The sequence below is a fragment of the Agrobacterium sp. 22117 genome (assembly GCF_052045735.1).
GTDB lineage: Bacteria > Pseudomonadota > Alphaproteobacteria > Rhizobiales > Rhizobiaceae > Agrobacterium > Agrobacterium cavarae.
In genome coordinates, this window is record NZ_JBQEPP010000005.1 from 83,679 (window position 1) to 104,148 (window position 20,470).

Below are 20,470 nucleotides of genomic sequence, written 5' to 3' on the forward strand. Positions count from 1 at the left end.
TTCGCTGCCTCGAGGGAATTCTTGTTCAGATTGGGTGGGATCATGCCCACTCGTATAAAAGGATGGGTGAGTTTTCACCCATGACGCGGTGGCAGCTTGCAACGCGTCCCACCGCGATGCATTGTCCGCGTCATCTCTGCGGCGCTTCTAGAAGTGTTCAGAGATCTTCAGCGGCTGCAGAACGATATCTGCAATGGCGGACCTCCCAACCTGAAAAGCGGCCTGATATTCCGTATCTTCCACCATCTCCTTGAAAGAAGTCCGTCGAGGATACTGAACCAGCAGGACCGCATCCCATCCCTGCACATCGCCTGTGGTCAGCACTTCGAGGCCATCGCCTCGGAACAGTATCCGGACACCAAAACGACCCAGGATTGGTTCTGCCAGTCGCAAATACTCAAGATGTCGTTCGCGTCCGCCATCGGGCAAGAAGCGGATAAGATTCAACATCACGACGGGATCATCGTCTTCCTTGGCCAGGAACCTCGCGAAGACGTCAGGTGAAAAAGCAACCATATCATTATCCTTTCATCGAAGCGCTCTTGATGCGCGCGTTTGAAAGTCTAACCCGGTGCTCCGTCAGAAACTGTCAGGAACGAACGCCAGTCTCGATCCTGCTCCCGCCACCGCCTCATGAGTGAAGACCGCCTTTCTGGATACAGCTCATCGAGCACCGTCGCCATTCTAACGCGATCGACGCGGAAATGCCGAAAGGCTGATCGTCTCTCGCACCAGGCAGCAAGGACGCGAACGTCATCGAAATAGACAATTATGATCGGCCATAAGACGCGCTCCGTAACAGAGCCAGCACCGTCTTCATAGCTGATCGAGACCTTGCGTAGCAGGCGGATCGCCGCCCTCAGGGAGGCGACCTGCTCTGGGTCAGAGCGCTCGGAAATCGAAGCGGCTGCGAGGAGAGCAGGCGCGTCGGCGGCGGCCGAAGATCGGTCGGCCCTGCTCGAAATAATCTTTGCCAATGCGCTTTCGCTGCTCTGGGCTAGAGAATGATCCGCTCTTTCCCGCACCCATCCTAGCCCGAGAACAAGGGCGTCTAGTTCTTCCGGCGAGAAGGCGAAATTAGGGAGGAAGAACCCCTCCCTAAGGACGAACCCGACCCCAGCCTGGCCATCGAGAGGCGCTCCGAGCAGACGAAGCGTCTCGACGTCCCGGTAAACGCTTCTCTCCGAGACGCCGAGCTCCTCTGCCAGCTCGAGTGCCGTGACCGGTCTCCGACGCGCGCGCAGCATACCGAGCATTTCGAACAGGCGGCTTATTCTCGACATTCGGCAATCTTCCAGTCATTGACCAAGCAGATATCTATGATCGAACAACACTGTGGCCAAGTAGCAGGTAGCGGCTTCATGTCGGATGCATAGAGTTCAACGCAGAGCGATTGCTGAGCTACTGGCGTTTTGTGCCGCTTCAAAAAGCGGTCTACCCGGGCCGTCGAGCCATTCATCGAAGCTCAGCAGGTGACCGAACTCTCTGCGGAGCTCGCCGATATCTGCATGTCCCGCGAGCCGCCCGTCATCGAATAACGCAGTCAATCGCCGCAGAAACTCGTTCTCCTTCAAGACAGCATCGGGAAACCTGCTGTATCCGATCGGTCGACCCGCAGCACGGCTGAGGCTTCGCTGCAGGCTTTCTCCTGTCAATTCATCCCCGGCGATCTCAATTGTTCGACCGGCGAAGCGGCCCGGGTTGGAGAAGATACCCGCAACGATCTTACCGATATCGCGTACCGCTATCACTTGCCCGATTTGCGTTGGTCGCAAAAAAGAGACATAGGCATCTTGATCCAGACCCAAACCCGGCAGCATAAGCAACTCCATAAAGCCCGCCGGACGGATGATGGTGCTGGAGATATCCAAAGACCTAATATGGGCCTCAATTTGCGACTTGCTGTCGAAGTGTCCCATGCCTGTCTTCTCCGGCCCCGCGGCATTTACCGAAGTGTAAACAAGATGACTGACGCCGACTTGTGCGGCGATATCAGCGATCATCGTGCCGTATCTGACCTCATCCTCGTCAGAAACGCCATAGGCCGCCCCCTGCCCCGAACTCGGCTGAACACTGAACACGCCGTAGACACCCGTCATCGCTGATCTGATCGAAGCTTCGTCGTTAAAGTCTCCCTGTACTACCTCTATATTAAGAGACGCTTTTTCCCGGGCCTTGGGAGCCTTCAGGTCGCGGACGAGAGCCCTGACTGACCAACCATCTGCCAGCAGAGCTGACGCGACGGCGCCGCCTTGCTGACCGGTTGCGCCGAATACGAGGATGACATTTTCCGAAGTCGTTTTGGATATTTCCGGACTGCTAGCGTGATCATTGCTGGATATCATTTGAGCCTCCTTGATGCGAGTAGGCAATATAGGTATACATATTATACGTGAGTACAATTACGCACCTGAATGCTACCACGTCTCCAGGAGTATCCCTGCCCATGGCCACCATGCCACCGGAAAGCCTCGAACTAAACAGGCTCGTACTTGAGGAAATCACGACGAAGTGGTCGTTGCTGGTGCTAGGATGCCTGTGCGGCGGGCCTATGCGTTTCAACGCGCTACGACGGGCCAATGATGGCATCACGCAGAAGGCTCTGACGCAATGTCTGCGCCGGCTTGAAGCCAACGGGTTCATAACCCGCTCGGTTGTCAGCACCGCGCCCGTTGCAGTCGTTTATGAAATATCTCGCTTGGGGCGTTCGCTCGAACCGCATCTGCAGGCAATCCTTAACTGGGCAGACCAACATCGCGATGAGGTTTTGGCCGCGCAACGACGGTTTTGGGGGACGCCTGAGCTTTCCCGCTGAGCTTACATTGTAATCATTTAAAACAATATCGTGACTGAAGAAGAGGTAATTCCGAGTAGCTGTCGTTGGCTACCATCACACTATTCAGTTATCTTGCCTCGCGAGAAAGAGTCCAACGATGGTACCGTCAACAAATGCCCCGGCATCGTCTCCGGAGCCATCAGTTTCGGCGAAGAGCGCGAGGGGACCACAATGCTTCATTGCATCTCTCTACCAGATCACTCCAGGATCATCACCGTCGCCTCGGCGCTGGAGAGCAGGACGCATAGACATGCGAGGACACTGCCGCGTCAATTCTCACAATTTTAGACTTTCTTTCCAGCTATTCCTTGCGAACTATGCTTAGCCGCTTAAGGTCAGCAAAAACGGTATGATTGCCCGCCCATATTGGCCCCGGGCTACTTAAATCGCCTGCGAACTCCGCTAGGCCACCCGCTTCGCGTATGAGCGCCACTCCGGCGAGACAATCCCAGCAAAAGAGAGTCGGATCATAATAGCCCCCAAGGCGGTTGGCGGCGACATACGCCAGCATAAGCGCGCCCGAGCCTATGCGAAAAAGAACTCCACCTTCCTTGTAGAGCTGCGTCACAAAGGCACCAACTTCAACAGGATCGGCACGTTCGGTGCCCCCATAGCCTATGTTTGTTGATTGGACTGTCCAGTCGCTTCTCATGATCAATTTTCTCTCATTGAGTGTAGCGCCACAACCAGCCTCTGCGACGTAGAGTTCGCGCATAACTGGTGCGTAGATGACGCCGATCACAGGTTCACAACTCCGAGTGACCGCGATTGACACCGACCAGTTCGGTTGCCCCACGAGGAAAGCCATTGTTCCGTCGATCGGATCAATCACCCAGGTGTAGCCTGAACTTCCAATCGTCGAACCCGCTTCTTCGCCAACGATGCCATCATCCGGGAAGTTTTTCTTGATCATTCTGCGCAGATAACTCTCGGTCACACGGTCTGCGATGCTTACCAAATCTTGCGTGGATGATTTCAACTCTGCTTTCAGCCGTTCCGGTTTCGAAAGAAATCCTTTTGCTCTGGCTCCTGCGACTTTCGCAATGCGCTCTGCCAGCACCCTGCGTTGATGGATTTCGCCCTGTCCTGATCGAACGTCAGTCATTTTTTGCCTCTGCCCTAACCGACCTCAGTAAAATCATATTTCGCGAATGATTACTATTGCAAATTTAAATTTACATGTGTATCGATTGAGCATTCTCGCTGAGAGGACGGCGAGCCCAATCCATTGATATCGCTTCACGAAGGCGCGTCTTGCGCAGACTGCAAGCTGTGCCAAAAGCGAAGGTTCGAGGGGTAAGCGCATTTTTTGGAAGAGGCGGTGTCGAGCGACGAGCAGCGCTTTTCGGCAGATATTGTTTAAGTGACTAAAGACTGAAACAAGCTTGCGCGATCAGGCAGGCACCATAGGAGGAGTGGCATGAAACGTTTGTTGAGAGTGTGCGTTAGCGTTCTGGCGCTGGTTGCAGGAGCCGCTGGTGCGCCGATGTTGGCGCATGCCGATTGGCTGGAAGATGCAGCCAAGCCGCTGAAGGGTACGGAGATCAGCGGTATATTCCTCGATCGCCCAGGTTATCGGGCGATCATCAAGCTCCTTCCGGAGTTTGAAAAGAAGACCGGCATCAAGGTCAACTACGAAATTGTTCCTTATGAGAATACGCGCGAGAAGGAAGTGCTAAACTTCACCTCGCAAGGCGACCTCACGATGGCCCTGGTCGATCTCGTCTGGATCGGGGAATTTGCCGAAAACGGCTGGATCGACCCGATCGACAATTTCACCAAGGACAAGTCGATCACAGATCCGAACCTCAAGCTGGATGGTTTCTTCCCGCTTCTGCTCAATGCGTTCGGCTCCTGGGGTGGAAAAACATACGGCCTTCCCTTCGACAACTATTCAGGCCTGATGTTCTACAACTCCTGCAAGCTCAAGGATGCCGGCTTCGACAAGCCACCGGCAACGTGGGACGAATTGATGAAGGTCTACGCGCCAAAGCTGACCGACGCATCGAAGAACCAATATGCATACGCCCTGCAATCGCTACGCGGAGAAACGCAGTCGGCCGACAGCTTCATGCGTATGCTCTGGCCCTTCGGTGGCTCGCTGCTCGACAAGCAGTTCAAGTCCAACCTGATGAGCAAGGAAAGCCAGGCCGGCCTCAACTTCCGTCAGGATCTGATGAAATATATGCCACCCGGCATCGTGTCCTTCGACCACGCAGAAGCTGTCAATGCCTTGGCCCAGGGTCAGGTCGCAATGATCACGGAATGGTCTGCCTTCTACGGTACGCTCGTCGATCCTGCCACCTCCAAGCTCGGAGACTGCCTCGCAGTAGCACCGGAACCCGCAGGCCCTGCTGGCCGTCTCCCTGCCCTTGGCGGCTTCTCTCTGGCGGTTGCCGCGCAGGCTACCGAAGAGCAGAAGAAGGCGACCTGGCTGTTCATTCAGTGGGCAACCTCTGAGGACATCGCCAAGGCCTATGTGGAAGCTGGCGGCGTTTCCGGCCGTATGTCCGTCTATAACGACCCGGAGATCAAGGCGAAGTACAAGTTCGTCGAGCCGATGGTCGCCTCTTGGCAGAAGGGCGTTCCGGAATTCCGTCCACGTTTCCCGGCATGGCCAGCCATCTCCGAAGTCGTTGCCGAGTGGGGTTCCAAGATGATGCTCGGCGAGGTTTCGGTCGAAGCAGGATCGAAGGAAATCGGCACGCGCATGGAGGATATCCTGAAGAAGGAAGGCTACTACGACGGCAAGAAGCAGTTGTTGCAGTAACCCTCTAGCGCAAATCTACAAGAGGTCGTTGCACGGCAGGGGGTGGCGGCAACTGCTGTCACCACCCCCTGCCGATCCTTTAACCGGAACCGATCCATGCTGCATCTCTCAGACCAAGCCCTTGCCGAGATTGGCGTCTGCCTGCGCAACATCGCCACGGAGCAATTCGAAGCAACGGTTGCGGAAATCACAAAAGCCCGGCGGATCGCCCTTTATGGCGTCGGGCGCGAAGGTCTCCAGATCAAGGGACTGGCGATGCGCCTTTTCCATCTGGGACTGCATTGCGCCATGGTGGGCGACATGACCACGCCGCCCGTGGCTGAAGGCGATCTGTTGATCGTTTCGGCAGGTCCTGGCGATTTCTCAACCGTCTCGGCTCTGATCGGCGTTGCGCGTAACGCTGGTGCCCGCATTCTCGTCGTGACGGCACAACCTCAAGGCACGGCGGCAAGCCAGGCTGATTGTGTGTTGCATATACCGGCGCAAACCATGGCCGACGATCAGGGAGACACGCAATCGGTCCTGCCGATGGGATCGCTCTATGAGGGCGCGCTCTACGTTGCCTTCGAGCTTCTCGTTCTCGCCGTGCGTGACCGTCTGAACGTGACGCCCCAGGCGATGCGCGCCAATCACACGAACCTTGAATAAAGCCGAGCATTGCGGCGAAAGCAGTGCCGACGCCTGCTATGCATCGAGAGGAAAGACCGATGTCAGAACCCACCTCCAGACCAAACCGCGGCTATGGCCGGTGGACACCATTCTGGTTTCTGGCGCCCGCGGTATTGACGCTGTTCTTCATCGGGATCTACCCGACGATATTTGCATTGGTGACATCGTTTCGTCGCTACAATATCGCGCGCCCGCGCGAAGGCTTCCCCTTTGTCGGGTTTGAAAATTACGCGTCCGTTCTGTCCGACAGCACATTTTGGGCGTCATTGTTCCTGACTGCCAAATTCTATGTCACCGTATTGCCGATCGAGATCGTGCTGGGTCTGATGATTGCGCTTCTGCTGCACAAGCCTGGCATGGGTTTTCTCAAATCGCTGGCACGAGTGACGCTGGTCGTGCCGCTTGCGACCACCTATGCCGTCGTCGGCCTTATCGGGAGATTGATCTTCAACGGTGATTTCGGCGTCGCCAACTGGTTTCTGGATATCCTTGGGATCGGTGGTATTGACTGGCTTGGATCGCAAAGCGGCGCCTTCGCAGCCATCGCAATCATGGATATCTGGCAGTGGACACCCTTCTGCGCCCTGATCTTCCTGGCCGGGCTTTCCATGGTGCCGGGTGAAATCGAGGAGGCTGCGCGGCTGGAAACCTCATCGAAGCTGTCCTTGTTGCGCTTTGTCCAACTTCCCTATCTGATGCCGGGACTGACCGCCCTTTTGATCCTGCGCTCGGCCGACGTTCTGAAGCTTTTCGACATGGTCTTCGTCATGACCCGTGGCGGGCCCGGATCGGCGACCGATCTCGTATCGATCTACATTCAACGTATCGGCTTTCGCGTGTTCGATCTTGGCACGGCGTCCGCCCAGGCGATCCTGCTGCTGATCATCACAATCCTTCTCAGCCGTCTCTATATCCGCGTTCTCTATAAGGAGGTGAACTGATGCGCCTGTCATCCGGCAAGGTTCTACACGCCCTAGGGCTCACCGCAGTCGTCCTCTTTACGCTGTTTCCCTTCTTCTGGATGGTTTCTGCAAGCTTTAAGTCGCAGTCTGACATTCTGGCCTCTCCGCCAGTCTGGCTCTTTACGCCGACGCTCGATCACTACCGTGAGATTTTCGCCGACTCCAAGGTGCTTGGAGGCGTCGGTAATTCTCTGATCATCGCCATTTGCACCACGGCACTCGCCGTCGCACTCGGAGCACCTGCGGCCTATGCCCTAGCCCGCTACGACTTTCGCGGCAAATCTGACCTGTGGTTCTGGTTCATCTCGAACCGCATGACGAGCCCGATCGTCCTCGCACTGCCCGTCTATATTCTAGCGTTGCAACTCAATATTCTCGACACGCATCTTGTCCTCATTCTGATCTACCTGACCTTCAACCTGCCGATCGTCGTGTGGATATGCACCGATCAGTTCAAGTCCATTCCGCCGGATCTGGAACAGGCGGCGCGACTGGATGGCGCGGATCAGTTCACGATCTTCCGCAAAATCTATCTGCCGCTTGGCGCCCCGGGAATTGCGGTGTCTGCAATCTTCTCGTTCATCTTCTCCTGGAACGAATTACTTTACGCACTGGTATTGACGAGACGCAATGTCCAGACGGCGCCCGTCGCCGCCACCAGTTTCATGTCCGGCTATGAGCTGCCCTGGGGCAAGATCATGGCAACCGGCACAGTCATCGTTCTGCCGGTGACAATCTTCGCACTGATCGTTTCGCGACACATGGTTCGCGGCCTGACGATGGGAGCGACCAAATGAGCGCATCGAACCCACTTGGTATCAACCTTTCCTTCTGCGTGAAGCGGTGGATCACGCCGCAGCTTTGGGCACCTGTCGTGCGCGATACTCTTGGACTGGACAAGATCCAGTTTTCCTTCGATCTCGTCGACCCGATGTGGCCTTCGGCAGTCGTATCGCGGCATGCCAAAGATGTCCGCAATGCCGCCGCCGATTACGGTATCGTTATTCACAGTGCCTTCATCGGTTTGGCTCATTACACCTTCAACCAGTTGCTTCATCCGGACGAAGAGGTACGGGCCTACGCCGAACATTGGCTGGAGCGCGCCTATGATTTCGCCGCCGAAGCGGGCATTCCCGCAGTCGGCGGTCCTTTGGGCGCCGTTGCCTCAAGGCCGGATGGCACCGAGGCTGACGCCATCGACGAACGCGACTATGATAGCCTGCTCGAGAGAATGATGCGGCTCGGCCAAAAGGCAAAGGCCGCAGGCCTGTCTGCGCTTTATGTCGAGCCGACGCCCATGCGCCGGGAATGGCCATGGACGATTGCGCAAGCGCGACGGATGATGACAGATGCGGCCGGCAGCGCCACACCCTGGACCTTCTGCGTCGACTGGGGCCACGGCACCATCTTACCGCTTTATGGCGAGCAGGCAGACACGATGGAGCCATGGCTTGCCGAGTTGCAGGACGTGATCTCCGCCGTTCATATCCAGCAGACAGACTTTATTCTTGACCGGCATTGGGACTTCACTGAAGCGGGACGTGTGAAGCCGCGCGAGGTCAAGGCTGAGCTCGCGCGGACAGGTCTTTCGGCCTGCCCCGTATTTCTTGAGGTCTTCTACCCGTTCGAACGCGACAGCGTCTCCATACTCGACGCATTGAAGAGCACCGTCAGCACCCTTAAGCAGGACTTTGCTTAAGCCAGGAGTGACAGTGATGGTGAACAAAGGAACGGATAATGGTGTGGCTGCGGATGATTTCAATGCGCAGCAGACCCGCGCCCGCGTAGCATGGCTCTATTTCATTGGAGGCATGACCCAACAGGAAATCGCCGATCAGTTGGGATTGACACGGTTGCGGGTCAACAAGATCCTTGGACAGATCCGCACAGATGGCTCCGTCGTGGTCGATATTCGTCTGCCGATGGCCGATTGCATCGATCTTGAGCATAAGCTGAAAGAACGCTTTGGCCTGGAAGGCGCATGTGTGACCCCCACGCTGCCGGATGACGCCGAAAATCAACGCGTGATTGGCGAGGCCGCCGGTGCTTTGCTTGATGGAATGCTGCAGGACGGAATGGGGCTTGGCGTCGGCTGGGGGAAAACCCTGTCCGCCGGTCTCAAACGGCTGACGCCACGCGCCCTGCCCGAAAGCTGGGTCACGTCGATCATGGGCGGACTAACGCGCGGGTCAGGCTCGAGCACATTCGAGGTTGCGACAGGCTACGCTCGGGCGATCTCCGCCGAATGCTGGTATCTGACGGCGCCGCTTTATTTTCCGACAGCGGAAAGCCGGGAAGCGCTTCTGTCCCATCATGGCATTCGCGAGACGATGCGGCGCGCAACCTTGGTCGACATCGCGCTCGTTTCGTGCGGAGACATGACGCCCCGCTCGCTACTGGTAAAGACGCCGACCGTTTCGGAGAACATTACTTCGCTCCTGGACGCCGGGGCGATTGGAGACCTGCTCGGTGTCTTTCTCGACGAGGACGGCAACCCGATCGATCATCCGCTGGCAGAGCGCGTCCTTTCTCTGTCACTGAAGGATCTTAAAGCGGTGCGGCATTCGATCCTGGCTTCGGGCGGCCTTTACAAATTCAAAATCATCCGCGCGATCCTGCGTGCCGGTTACGTCAAACAACTGGTGACAGATCAGGCATCCGCGGAGGCGCTTCTGCGGGATGCACCGCCGGACCGCAGCAAACGTCAATAGTCAAGCGGGCGTCGCACCGCTTGCGCGGTAACCGCTCACAGATTGGGAGTAACGAAGAATGACCTTCCTTCAGCTGGAAAACATCAAGAAACAGTTCGGCGAACTTGGCGTCATCAAGGGCGTCGATATATCGGCGTCCAAGGGGGAATTCGTCGTTTTCGTCGGCCCGTCTGGCTGCGGCAAGTCCACGCTGCTGCGCATGATTGCCGGATTGGAGGATGTGAGTTCGGGTAAGGTCCTGATCGATGGAAAGGATGTAACCTACGAAGAGCCGGCCAAGCGTGAAGTTTCGATGGTGTTCCAGTCCTATGCGCTCTATCCGCATATGAGCGTGTTCGACAACATGGCGTTTGGTCTGCGTATGGCGAAGCTGAACGAAGAGGAGATCAAACGGCGCGTCGGCGATGCCGCCCGTATCCTTCAGATCGAGCCGCTTCTCGAACGCAAACCACGCGCCTTGTCCGGTGGCCAGCGCCAACGCGTCGCCATTGGCCGCTCGATCGTACGCAATCCGAAAATCTTTCTGTTCGACGAGCCGCTGTCCAACCTCGATGCAGAGTTGCGAAGCCAGATGCGCGTCGAAATTGCCAAGCTTCACCGCAATCTCGGCGCCACGATGGTCTATGTCACACACGACCAGGTAGAGGCGATGACTCTTGCGGACCGTATCGTGGTTCTGCGCGCCGGTCTGGTTGAGCAGATCGGTTCGCCGACAGAACTTTATGACCGTCCAGCCAATACCTTTGTCGCAGGCTTCATCGGCTCGCCGAAAATGAACTTCCTGGCCGCAAAAGTCGAGGTTGCGGATGCGACGAGCCTGCGTCTTTCCCATCCCGCATTTGAAGGGCAAGGCCTGGTGCTCAACCATCCGCGAAGCAACAAGCTCCGCCCTGGAGATATCGTTACCGTTGGCCTCAGGCCCGAGCATATCAGGATCGGCACTGACCACGCCATGCTCAACCTCACCCTCGATTTCGCCGAAAATCTGGGGGGCTCTACCCAAGTCTACGCCCGTACGCCAGCAGAACAAGTCACCATTGTGGTGAACGGTCGGCCGGATGTGACGCAGGGCGAGACAATCAGCGCGGATATCGACCATGCCCACATTTATCTTTTCACCGCAGACGGCAAGGCGCTCTGAGACTGAGGTCGAGAAAGCGTTCATCGCCGTTCAGGGACGCAAAACAAGAGATCGGACAAACGTTCGATTGACAATGGCATAATGACTGTAGGGAGGAAGCCTCACATGACCGATAGCTTTGAAGGCAAGGTTGCAGCCATCACCGGTGCGGCATCCGGCATTGGCCTGGCTTGCGCACGCAAACTTCTCGATGAGGGTGCGACAGTTGTTCTGATCGATCGCGCCGAGGACCGGTTGCGGGCGCTCTGTTCAGAGCTTGGAGAGCGTTGCCGTATGCTCGTCGTCAATCTCCTTGACGGCCAAGAGGTTTCAGGGATGCTTCCGCGCATTCTGGCTGAAGCCGGACGGCTCGATATTTTCCATGCCAATGCGGGCGCCTATATCGGCGGTGCTGTCGCAGAAGGCGATCCCGACAGCTGGGACAGGATGCTCAATCTGAATATCAACGCTGCCTTTCGTAGCGTTCACGCCGTGCTTCCGCACATGATCGCTCAAAAGAGCGGCGACATTCTCTTTACCAGCTCTGTCGCCGGTGTGGTTCCTGTCGTTTGGGAGCCGATTTACACCGCGTCCAAATTCGCCGTCCAGGCTTTCGTCCATTCCACTCGCCGCCAAGTCGCGCCCCATGGCGTGCGCGTCGGCGCAGTGTTGCCCGGCCCGGTTGTCACGGCTCTTCTGGATGACTGGCCGAAAGCAAAGATGGAAGAGGCGCTCGCCAATGGAAGCCTGATGCAGCCGCAAGAAGTCGCCGAAGCTGTCTATTTCATGCTGTCCCGCTCCCGCAATGTCGTGATACGAGATCTCGTGATCCTGCCCAACAGCGTCGATCTGTAGCCGGGATTGAGGTGGAGTTGTAATGCGGGAGAGTTTTCCATGAGCCGTTCCAGATATTTCATCGGCGTCGATGTCGGCACCGGCAGTGCGCGTGCCGGCATTTTTGATGAGGAAGGCGACTGCCTTGGAACGGCCAAGCACGACATCGACATCTATCGGGATGCCCACCACATGGTGGAGCAGTCGAGCGAGAATATCTGGCAGGCAGTCTCATATGCCGTACGAACAGCTATTTCACGCGCAGGCGTTTCGCCAGACGATATCGTGGGCATTGGCTTCGACGCCACCTGCTCGCTGGTGGTGCTGGGCGAAGGCGGGTGCTCTTTGCCGGTCGGCCCATCTGAAAGCCCGGCGCGCGACATCATCGTCTGGATGGATCACCGTGCCGTAGAACAGGCAGAGCGCATCAATGCGCAGGGCCACGATGTTCTACGCTATGTCGGCGGACGCATATCACCTGAAATGCAGACGCCAAAGCTGTTATGGCTTAAGGAAAATCGGCCGGAGATCTTTGCAAAGACATGGCAGTTCTTCGATCTCGCTGATTTTCTCACATGGAGAGCAACGGGAAGTCTCGCGCGTTCCACCTGCACGGTGGCATGCAAATGGACGTATATTGCCCATGAGCAGCGGTGGGACCCGAGCTATTTCCGCCAGATCGGTCTAGCGGAACTGGCTGACGAGAACTTTGCCCGTATTGGGCAGGAGATCGTCGAGCCCGGTACGCCGGTCGGTCAAGGGCTGACGGCCAAGTCTGCGGAAGATTTCGGCCTTTTACCGGGTACGCCTGTCTCTGCCGGCATGATCGATGCGCATGCAGGCGGCATCGGCACGGTGGGGATCGGCGGAACGCCCGAATCAAACCTCGCCTATGTCTTCGGCACGTCCTCCTGTACGCTGACCTCGACCGAGGAGCCGAAATTCGTTCCCGGTGTCTGGGGTCCTTACTACTCTGCCATGGTGCCTGGCCTGTGGTTGAATGAGGGCGGACAAAGTGCTGCCGGTGCGGCCATCGACCATCTGATCAGCCTTCATCCCGCATTTCCCGAGGCGCATGAAAAGGCGCGCGCTACCGGCGTTGCGCTTCCCGTCATGCTCGCCAATATGGCATCTGCCACCAGCGCTTCTCCTTCTCAGGTCGTCACGCTGGCCCGAGGCCTTCATGTGGTCCCTGAATTCCTCGGAAACCGCGCACCGTTTGCCGATCCGGCTGCTCGCGCCGTCATTGCCGGGCTTGGGATGGAGCGCGATCTCGACAGTCTCGTCGCCCTCTATGTGGCCGGTTTGTGCGGGATCGGCTACGGGCTTCGACAGATCATCGAGGCACAGACGAAGGCGGGCGCAGGGATCGACCAGATCATTATCAGCGGCGGCGCCGGCCAGCATGATCTCATTCGCCAACTTCTTGCCGATGCCAGCGGCAAGCCCGTTATCGCGCCGCAGACCGCGGAGCCTGTCCTCTTGGGAGCGGCCCTTCTCGGCGCCACCGCTGCGCAGGTCTTCACCGACCTCAAACAGGGAATGCAAAAGCTCAGCAAGCCCGGCAAGACATGCGAGCCCGCCTCTGGAACGCTCCAGCAACTGCATGATCGGCGCTACCACGCCTTTTGCACCCTTCAGGCAAGTATAAGATCGCTGCGGGATTCCTGATCATGGATTGGCCGAGGCACGCCTTGCGCGTGACCTGGGCTTGATCATGCCCTCTCGCTGTTCATTAAGCGCGCAGAGTTTCACTGACATCGTCGAGCGGGCCGGTCAGCGCAGTGCGCGGCGGTATCAGCTGTGGCTCGATAATGGTCACACACGGCTCGCCCGGCGACGAATCCAGAAGTTCGAAACCGACTTCCAGCATTTTCGAAATATCGGGTTTGATCATGTAGACCGGAAACGGCAGGAACGACGCGAAGGGATCGTAGTCGAAACAGCCGACCACGATGTTCGCGACCACCGCCGGATCATGCCGCCCCATAAAACGCAGAAGACCCTCGAAATTGATGGACGAATTGACGAAGAAGCAACGCGGCAAACGGCCGTGGCGCATGAAATAGTTTTCAAGGACAATATCCGTCATACGCGGTGAGTAGCCTGTCTTTTCCACCGCTACTCTGCTGCAGACCGTTCCGAAATAAGCATTCTTGGCTGCATCAAATCCTGCGATACGTTCCAGACTCGCATGGTCGTCATGTCCACCGAACAGCACCACGTCATCAGGCGAAAGCGCGCCGTCGCGTGACGCATGCTCCAGTATCGCACGTGTCAGTATCTCCGCACCATGTCTGTTGTCGGAAATGACGGATGACGCAAGCTTGCCAGGAAGATCGAGATTGACGTGCGGCAGGGCTGCACCGGCACAAACCTGATGAACGCCATCGGGATTGGCGACACCCGCGATAAACAGCGCGTCGATCGAGTAAGCGATCAATGTCTCAACTGTCTTGCGCTCTGCCTCAGGATCACGCCGCCCGGAGACCACCATCGGCGAGAGGCCCCGCTTGCGCGCTTCGGCCTCGAACGCCTGCGCCATGGAGGAAAAGAACCGGTTCTCATAAACCGGGACCAGCAATCCGACGAGACCCGATTTCGAGCTGCGCAACCCCCTCGCCTGAAGGTTGGCGGTATAGCGTTGGGCCTTTGCCAGCGAGAGAATTTTCCCGGCAGTTTCCTCCGAGATACGGCGCTTACGCCAGCTTCCATTCAGCACTGCGCTGACCGTCGAAGCCGAAGCCCCCGACAATACCGACAGATCGTAGATCGTGGCCTTCTTCGAGGTCAGGTCTGACATTTCTCGTCCTCCTTGCGAAATCGATGTGTAGAGCAATCCGCCTCTTGACGGAAGTAAAAATCGCGCCTAACCTCCATGCACCATCGATTGTGCAACTTTGAAATATCGATTGTGCAAACGATGCGCGCTATGGGAGTAGCAGGAGGAAAATCTCGAATAGCCGAGATCGAAGCAATCGCACACAGAGCTCAAAAGCTGTGGCGAGACACCTGCTGTACACGTCTTTTGGAGGAGGAACATTCATGAAGAAAATCATTTCAGCCGCACTGGGTCTGTCTCTTGCCTTGCTCGCATCCACGGCTTTTGCTGAAGGACCCAAGGTGGGCGTCGTCGTCAAGATCGGCGGTATTCCGTGGTTCAATGCCATGGAGGCAGGCATCAAGGAGCAAAGCGCCAAGCTCGGCGTAAACGGCTTCATGGTCGGCCCAACCAGCGCCGACCCTGCCCTTCAGGTTCGCGCCATCGAAGACCTAATCGCACAGAAGGTCGATGTCATCGGCGTCGTTCCAAACGATGCGAAGGTGCTTGAGCCCGTGCTGAAAAAGGCACAGGAAGCCGGCATCAAGGTCATCACGCATGAATCCCCGAAGCAGCAGGGCGCAGACTGGGATTTCGAACTAGCATCCGCCAAAGGCTTCGGTGAAGCGCACGGCAAGCTTCTCGGTGAAAAGATGGGCGGCAAGGGCTCCTATGCCGTCTTCGTCGGCTCGCTCACCGTTCCGCTGCACAACGCCTGGGCTGACGCAGCAATTGCCTACATCAAGGCGAATTATCCGGACATGAAGCTCGTCGGCGACCGTTATGGCGTTGCAGAAGATTTGGACAAGAGCCGCTCCACAGCGCTCGACCTCATGTCTGCAAATCAGGATCTCAAGGGCTTCCTGGCCTTCGGTTCGCAAGGCCCTATCGGCGCTGGACGCGCTGTGGAAGAACGCCGCAAGGATGGCAAAGTCTTTGTCATCGGTCCCTTTTCTCCCGGACAGGGCGCCAAGCTCATCAAGAGCGGCGCTCTGACCGGCGGCTTCATGTGGAACCCCAAGCAGGCCGGCGAAGTCTTCGTCACCCTGGCAGATCGTCTCTCCAAGGGTGAAACACCCAAGGCTGGCGACGATATCCCAGGTCTTGGGAAGATCAACCCCGAGGGTAACACGATCGTTGTCGATCAGCTGCTGAAGATCGACAAGGAAAGCATCGACAAGTTGGTCGGCATGGGTCTCTAAGCCGCTTCAGGCACAGCAATTGCACCCGTGACGCTGACGCATCACGGGTGGTCAATCGGATTATCGTCGCGTAGTCCAACCGTTTACGCGACGGTATCATCAACAAAAACAAGAAAATGAATAACGCCCTGCTCCGGCCGGGCGAAGGGAGATAATTGCGCCATGAGCGACAAACCGCTCTTGTCCTTGAAGAATATCAGCGTAACCTTCGGCGGCGTTAGAGCGCTCAAGAGCGTTGCTTTCGAGGTCAATCCTGGCGAGGTGCATTGTCTGGCCGGCGAAAACGGCTGCGGCAAGAGCACGCTCATCAAAGTCATCACCGGCGTCTACAAACCGGAAGCGGGCGCGGAACTGCTGTTCGACGGCAGGGCAGTCCCAGCCATGACGCCGGCGCTTGCTCAGTCTCTTGGCATTCAGGTGATCTGGCAGGATCTGGCGCTTTTCGATGAAATGACGGTCGCTGAGAATATTGGCTTCCAGCACGCCATGAAGGGCAAATTCGGGCTGGTCGATAAGACCGCAATCCGACATGCCGCCGAACAGGCCTTGGCCCGGCTCGGGGTCGAGATCGATCTGGATCGTCCACTCAAGGAACTTCCCATTGCGCAGCGCCAGATCGTCGCCATCGCGCGCGCGCTGGTCGGTGAGGCGCGTCTGGTTTTCATGGACGAGCCGACAGCCTCACTGACGCAATCTGAAACCGATTATCTGATCGACATCGTGCGCAATCTGTCAGCGTCGGGCGTGGCCGTCGTTTTCGTTTCCCATCGACTGGCCGAAGTGCTCGAAATATCGAACCGGATCACGGTGCTGCGCGACGGCTCGCTTGTCGGCGTCTATCCGGTCGAGGGCATGACGCAGTCGCGCGTCACAGAACTCATGACTGGCCGCCTCTTCGATAGCGCCGTCATCGCTACCGACCATGACGATCAGCCTGTTGTACTCTCCGTTCGCGGACTGACGCGGCATGGCGAATTCGAAGATGTTTCCTTCGAACTGCGCCGGGGGGAAACGCTCGGCATTACTGGTCTGCTTGGCGCCGGCCGCACAGAACTCGCTTTGACGCTGTTTGGAATGCATCGTCCGCATGCCGGTGAAATTCGGCTCGAAGGCAAACCGGTGAAGTTCGGCTCGAACCGCGACGCCATTCGGGCAGGTATTGCCTATCTCTCCGAAGACCGTCTGTCACTCGGGCTCAACCAGCCGCAATCGATTGCCGACAATCTCATCATGGCTTCGCTCGGTAAATTGCTTGTCGGCGGGCTGATTTCGCCGTCGAAAAAAGCCACGGTCGTCAAGAACTGGATCGGCTCGCTCGGCGTCAAGATCGGCCAGCCGGAAGACCCGATCCGCACGCTGTCCGGCGGTAACCAGCAACGTGTCGCCATTGCCAAATGGCTGGCGATCGGCCCGAAAATCCTCATACTCGATGCACCGACCGTTGGCGTCGATGTCGGCGCACGCGCCGGTATTTTCGAGATTGTTCGCAAGCTTGCGGCTCAAGGCCTCTCCATCATCCTGATCTCCGATGAAGCACCGGAGGTCTATTTCAATTCAGACCGGATCGTTCACATGGTCGAAGGACGCTTCCACGCAACCTACGATCCACGTGCCATGTCTATGACCGAACTGGAGACTGCCATCTATGCGTAGGCTGATCCTGGGAAATACTACCGAATTCGCGCTGGTCGTCGTGACGATCCTGCTCTGCGCAGGCTTGTCGCTCGGGACCGATCGCTTTTTGACCGTTTCGAACGCTTTCGACGTGCTGAATGTTTCCGCCGTCAACATCATCTTCGCCGTCGGCCTGCTGGTCGTTTTGATTTCAGGTGGCATCGACATCTCCTTTGCCGTCGCGGCGTCCGTCGTCCAATATGTGACTGTGCTTGCTCTTTCCGCGCTCGGCGGTGGCAACTGGGCAGAGGGCCTCATCATCGCCGGTGGTGTCGGTATCGGCCTTGGCCTCATCAATGCGTTTCTCGTCTGGCGGCTGAAGATCATCTCCATCGTTGCGACGATCTCCACCTTCAACATCTTCTTCGGTCTCTTGATGTTCTTCACCAAGGGGGTCTCGATCTACGATCTGCCGGAGTGGCTCTCTACCCGTGTCGTCTTCTACGAACACGAAATGAGCGACGGGTCCTGGATTGAATTGACGCTGCCGGTCGTCGTCATGATCCTCTGCTGCATCGCCACCTGGTTCATGATCTCGCGCACCACCTTCGGCCGTCAGCTCTATGCATTCGGAGACAATCCGGAAGGCGCTCGACGCTTCGGCATCAACATCGGCGCGATGCATTATCTTTCTTTTGGTTGGCTCGGCCTCATGGCTGGAATTGCCGGGCTGATGCAGGCGCATTATGCGCAGGAGGTTGTTCCAAACGCGCTCTATGGCCGCGAGCTCGATGTTCTCGCCGCAACCGTTCTCGGCGGTGCCCGGCTTGGCGGCGGCAAGGGGTCGGTCATCGGCTGCGTGCTTGGCGTTCTACTTGTTTCAATCACTCAGAACGGTCTCAACCTGATGGGCGTCTCGCCCTTCGCCTTCAAGATGGTCGTCGGCGCCATCATTCTCATCGCCATAACGCTCTCTTCGACCCGCTTTGATAGACTTCTGCCGTCCACCATGAAGAGTTCAAAACAGGGAAGCGCGCGCCGATGACATCCTTGACGCAAAAGTTCAACGCGATATTCGGCGCGGACATGGCGGGACCCCTCGTTGCCTTCGTCGCTGTCATGGTTGTCTTCGGAACGCTGGCGGATAACTTTCTGTCGGCTGGGACCTTCGGTTCCGTGGCTTTCCAGCTGCCCGAACTCGGGCTTCTAACGCTCGCCATGCTGCTTCCGCTTTTGACCGGCGGGATCAACCTGTCGATCACATTCGCTGCCAACCTTTCGGGCCTTGCCGCAGCATGGGTATTGCAGGCCCACGGCGGGGTAAACGCACCGCCGAGCGCCTTTCTTCTGGCTTGCCTTGCGGCGCTCCTTACCGGCGCAGCAGCTGGCGCGCTCACAGGTGCGGCCATTGCCTACACGCGGGCGCATCCCATCCTCATCACCCTCTCGATGATGATCTTCCTGCGCGGGCTTGGTGAATTCCTCACGCGCGGCGGCGATATTTCCGGCTTTCCTGATTACGTGTCCACAATCGGTCACGGTTCGGCTCTCGGCCTGCCCATCCCGCTCATCATTTTCATCGCTTGCGTCGGGCTATGGCATGTGTTGCTGACCAGAGCAAAGCTCGGCTTCGGGCTCTTGATGATCGGTTCCAATATCGAATCTGCCCGCTACTCAGGCCTTAATACCCGGCGTATCCTGATCCTTGTCTACACACTGTCGGGTGTGATGTGCGCGATTGCAGGCCTTATCATGCTGGCCCGTTTCAACTCCGTGCGTGTCGGACATGGCGAGTCCTACCTTCTGATCACGGTACTCGCCGCATTTCTGGGTGGTATCAATCCATTCGGCGGCTTCGGTCGTGTCCTGCCGGTCTTCGTCGCGCTGATCGTTCTCCAGCTTCTGTCCTCCGGTCTAAACCTCATGGGCGCGAACCAGCATCTTGCCACGGCGCTATGGGGCGTGTTGATGATCGTCGTCATGGCGGCAAGGACGTGGGCGTCAAGGTTCGCCACATCGCGCAGAAGGAAAGCATAAGATGCAAGGATTTGGTGTTCACGCAATGATGTGGACGAGCGTATGGGACCACGCAAGCGCCGAACGCGCCATTGCGGGAGCCGCTAGCTACAATCAGGACTATATCGAAATACCGTTTTTCGACATTTCCTCGGTCGATGCAGCCCATAGCCGCGCGCTTCTCGAAAAGCATGAGCTGCGGGCAACATGTTCGCTGGTTTTGCCGGAACATGCCTGGGCCTCGGTTCGCCCTGACGCGGCGATCGATTACCTGACGGCTGCTCTCGACAAGGCTGCGGAGATCGGTGCCGAAGCACTCACCGGCGTCACTTTCGGTGGAACGACCGAACGTACGGGCTTTGCACCGACGCAAGGCGAATATGACAATCTGACCCGTGCCTTGGGTGCCGTCGCAAAACACGCAAAATCGCTCGGCCTGCAGTTTGGTATCGAAGCGGTCAATCGCTACGAAAACCATCTCCTCAACACCGCGCAACAAGTGGTTGATCTCGTCGAGCGCATCGGCATGGACAACGTCTTCGTCCATCTCGACACGTTCCACATGAACCTTGAGGAAAAGGGTTTGGCGAGCGGAATTGTCGCTGCGCGTGATCACCTGAAATACATGCACATGTCGGAAAGCGACCGCGGCACTCCCGGTTTTGGCAACATCGCCTGGGACGAACTTTTCGGTGCGCTTGCGGCCATTGATTTCGACGGACTTCTGGTTCTGGAAAGCTTCGGCGGATTGCCTGATTTCATGGCAGGCTCAACCTCGACCTGGCGAGCGGTCGCCCCCGGTGCAGAGGATGTACTGGACAAGGGAATTCCGTTCCTGCGCGACAAGGCCGTTCAATACGGCGTCTTTGCCAGCCGCTAACGGTCCGAGAAAGCCCTCTTAAAAATCATTATGCG

General features: G+C 57.4%; 20 protein-coding genes. 15 read left to right on the top strand and 5 right to left on the bottom strand.

The window, feature by feature from the left end:
• Positions 1 to 147: 147 nt before the first annotated feature.
• The 3 genes from ACTJKV_RS15250 to ACTJKV_RS15260 form a co-directional block, all read right to left on the bottom strand.
• Complete coding sequence (locus ACTJKV_RS15250) at positions 148 to 516, bottom strand: DUF1330 domain-containing protein (RefSeq protein WP_062424450.1); 369 nt, start codon at positions 514 to 516, stop codon at positions 148 to 150.
• Between the two features lie 47 nt (positions 517 to 563).
• Positions 564 to 1,283, bottom strand: a complete 720-nt coding sequence (locus tag ACTJKV_RS15255) for a helix-turn-helix transcriptional regulator (RefSeq protein WP_113176036.1) — start codon at positions 1,281 to 1,283, stop codon at positions 564 to 566.
• 96 nt (positions 1,284 to 1,379) lie between these two features.
• Positions 1,380 to 2,345, bottom strand: coding sequence for an NmrA/HSCARG family protein (locus ACTJKV_RS15260; protein WP_112519767.1), 966 nt, complete (start codon positions 2,343 to 2,345; stop codon positions 1,380 to 1,382).
• A gap of 101 nt (positions 2,346 to 2,446) precedes the next feature.
• Here ACTJKV_RS15260 and ACTJKV_RS15265 point away from each other — a divergent pair, with 101 nt between their 5' ends.
• Positions 2,447 to 2,815, top strand: a complete 369-nt coding sequence (locus tag ACTJKV_RS15265) for a winged helix-turn-helix transcriptional regulator (RefSeq protein ID WP_112519766.1) — start codon at positions 2,447 to 2,449, stop codon at positions 2,813 to 2,815.
• Between the two features lie 322 nt (positions 2,816 to 3,137).
• On the opposite strand, the gene ACTJKV_RS15270 is transcribed toward ACTJKV_RS15265, so the two are convergent.
• Positions 3,138 to 3,941: an inositol monophosphatase family protein gene (locus ACTJKV_RS15270; protein WP_112519765.1), complete on the bottom strand. Its 804-nt coding sequence runs from the start codon at positions 3,939 to 3,941 to the stop codon at positions 3,138 to 3,140.
• 315 nt (positions 3,942 to 4,256) lie between these two features.
• Between ACTJKV_RS15270 and ACTJKV_RS15275 the strand changes: the two genes are divergently transcribed.
• From ACTJKV_RS15275 to ACTJKV_RS15315, 9 genes are all read left to right on the top strand, one after another.
• Positions 4,257 to 5,606: an ABC transporter substrate-binding protein gene (locus tag ACTJKV_RS15275; protein WP_112519764.1), complete on the top strand. Its 1,350-nt coding sequence runs from the start codon at positions 4,257 to 4,259 to the stop codon at positions 5,604 to 5,606.
• 96 nt (positions 5,607 to 5,702) lie between these two features.
• Positions 5,703 to 6,254 carry an SIS domain-containing protein gene (locus ACTJKV_RS15280; protein ID WP_112519763.1) on the top strand — a complete coding sequence of 184 codons (552 nt, stop codon included), beginning with the start codon at positions 5,703 to 5,705 and terminating at the stop codon, positions 6,252 to 6,254.
• 59 nt (positions 6,255 to 6,313) lie between these two features.
• Positions 6,314 to 7,216 (top strand): carbohydrate ABC transporter permease, encoded by a 903-nt coding sequence (locus tag ACTJKV_RS15285; protein ID WP_112519762.1) that lies wholly within the window; start codon positions 6,314 to 6,316, stop codon positions 7,214 to 7,216.
• A complete protein-coding gene (locus ACTJKV_RS15290; RefSeq protein WP_062424443.1) occupies positions 7,216 to 8,034 on the top strand; it encodes a carbohydrate ABC transporter permease in 819 nt (272 codons plus the stop codon). The genes ACTJKV_RS15285 and ACTJKV_RS15290 overlap by 1 nt, the downstream gene beginning before the upstream one ends.
• On the top strand, positions 8,031 to 8,936 hold the full coding sequence (locus ACTJKV_RS15295) for a sugar phosphate isomerase/epimerase family protein (protein ID WP_062424442.1): 906 nt from the start codon (positions 8,031 to 8,033) through the stop codon (positions 8,934 to 8,936). The genes ACTJKV_RS15290 and ACTJKV_RS15295 overlap by 4 nt, the downstream gene beginning before the upstream one ends.
• Before the next feature lie 16 nt (positions 8,937 to 8,952).
• Positions 8,953 to 9,948 (top strand): sugar-binding transcriptional regulator, encoded by a 996-nt coding sequence (locus tag ACTJKV_RS15300; protein WP_112519761.1) that lies wholly within the window; start codon positions 8,953 to 8,955, stop codon positions 9,946 to 9,948.
• 58 nt (positions 9,949 to 10,006) lie between these two features.
• Complete coding sequence (locus ACTJKV_RS15305) at positions 10,007 to 11,089, top strand: ABC transporter ATP-binding protein (RefSeq protein ID WP_440599015.1); 1,083 nt, start codon at positions 10,007 to 10,009, stop codon at positions 11,087 to 11,089.
• Positions 11,090 to 11,194: 105 nt separating this feature from the next.
• On the top strand, positions 11,195 to 11,923 hold the full coding sequence (locus ACTJKV_RS15310; RefSeq protein ID WP_112519759.1) for an SDR family oxidoreductase: 729 nt from the start codon (positions 11,195 to 11,197) through the stop codon (positions 11,921 to 11,923).
• Positions 11,924 to 11,962: 39 nt separating this feature from the next.
• A complete protein-coding gene (locus tag ACTJKV_RS15315; protein ID WP_112519758.1) occupies positions 11,963 to 13,573 on the top strand; it encodes an FGGY-family carbohydrate kinase in 1,611 nt (536 codons plus the stop codon).
• Between the two features lie 64 nt (positions 13,574 to 13,637).
• Here ACTJKV_RS15315 and ACTJKV_RS15320 read toward each other — a convergent pair whose 3' ends face one another.
• Positions 13,638 to 14,705: a LacI family DNA-binding transcriptional regulator gene (locus ACTJKV_RS15320; protein WP_440599016.1), complete on the bottom strand. Its 1,068-nt coding sequence runs from the start codon at positions 14,703 to 14,705 to the stop codon at positions 13,638 to 13,640.
• Between the two features lie 242 nt (positions 14,706 to 14,947).
• Here ACTJKV_RS15320 and ACTJKV_RS15325 point away from each other — a divergent pair, with 242 nt between their 5' ends.
• From ACTJKV_RS15325 to ACTJKV_RS15345, 5 genes are all read left to right on the top strand, one after another.
• Complete coding sequence (locus ACTJKV_RS15325) at positions 14,948 to 15,925, top strand: substrate-binding domain-containing protein (RefSeq protein WP_113176035.1); 978 nt, start codon at positions 14,948 to 14,950, stop codon at positions 15,923 to 15,925.
• Positions 15,926 to 16,087: 162 nt separating this feature from the next.
• Positions 16,088 to 17,578 carry a sugar ABC transporter ATP-binding protein gene (locus ACTJKV_RS15330; RefSeq protein ID WP_112519755.1) on the top strand — a complete coding sequence of 497 codons (1,491 nt, stop codon included), beginning with the start codon at positions 16,088 to 16,090 and terminating at the stop codon, positions 17,576 to 17,578.
• Positions 17,571 to 18,584: an ABC transporter permease gene (locus tag ACTJKV_RS15335; protein WP_112519754.1), complete on the top strand. Its 1,014-nt coding sequence runs from the start codon at positions 17,571 to 17,573 to the stop codon at positions 18,582 to 18,584. Before ACTJKV_RS15330 ends, ACTJKV_RS15335 begins: the two co-directional genes overlap by 8 nt.
• A complete protein-coding gene (locus ACTJKV_RS15340; protein WP_112519753.1) occupies positions 18,581 to 19,576 on the top strand; it encodes an ABC transporter permease in 996 nt (331 codons plus the stop codon). The genes ACTJKV_RS15335 and ACTJKV_RS15340 overlap by 4 nt, the downstream gene beginning before the upstream one ends.
• A gap of 1 nt (position 19,577) precedes the next feature.
• The gene (locus ACTJKV_RS15345; RefSeq protein WP_440599017.1) at positions 19,578 to 20,435 is read left to right on the top strand and encodes a sugar phosphate isomerase/epimerase family protein; all 858 of its coding nucleotides are present in this window, start codon (positions 19,578 to 19,580) and stop codon (positions 20,433 to 20,435) included.
• Positions 20,436 to 20,470: the final 35 nt, after the last annotated feature.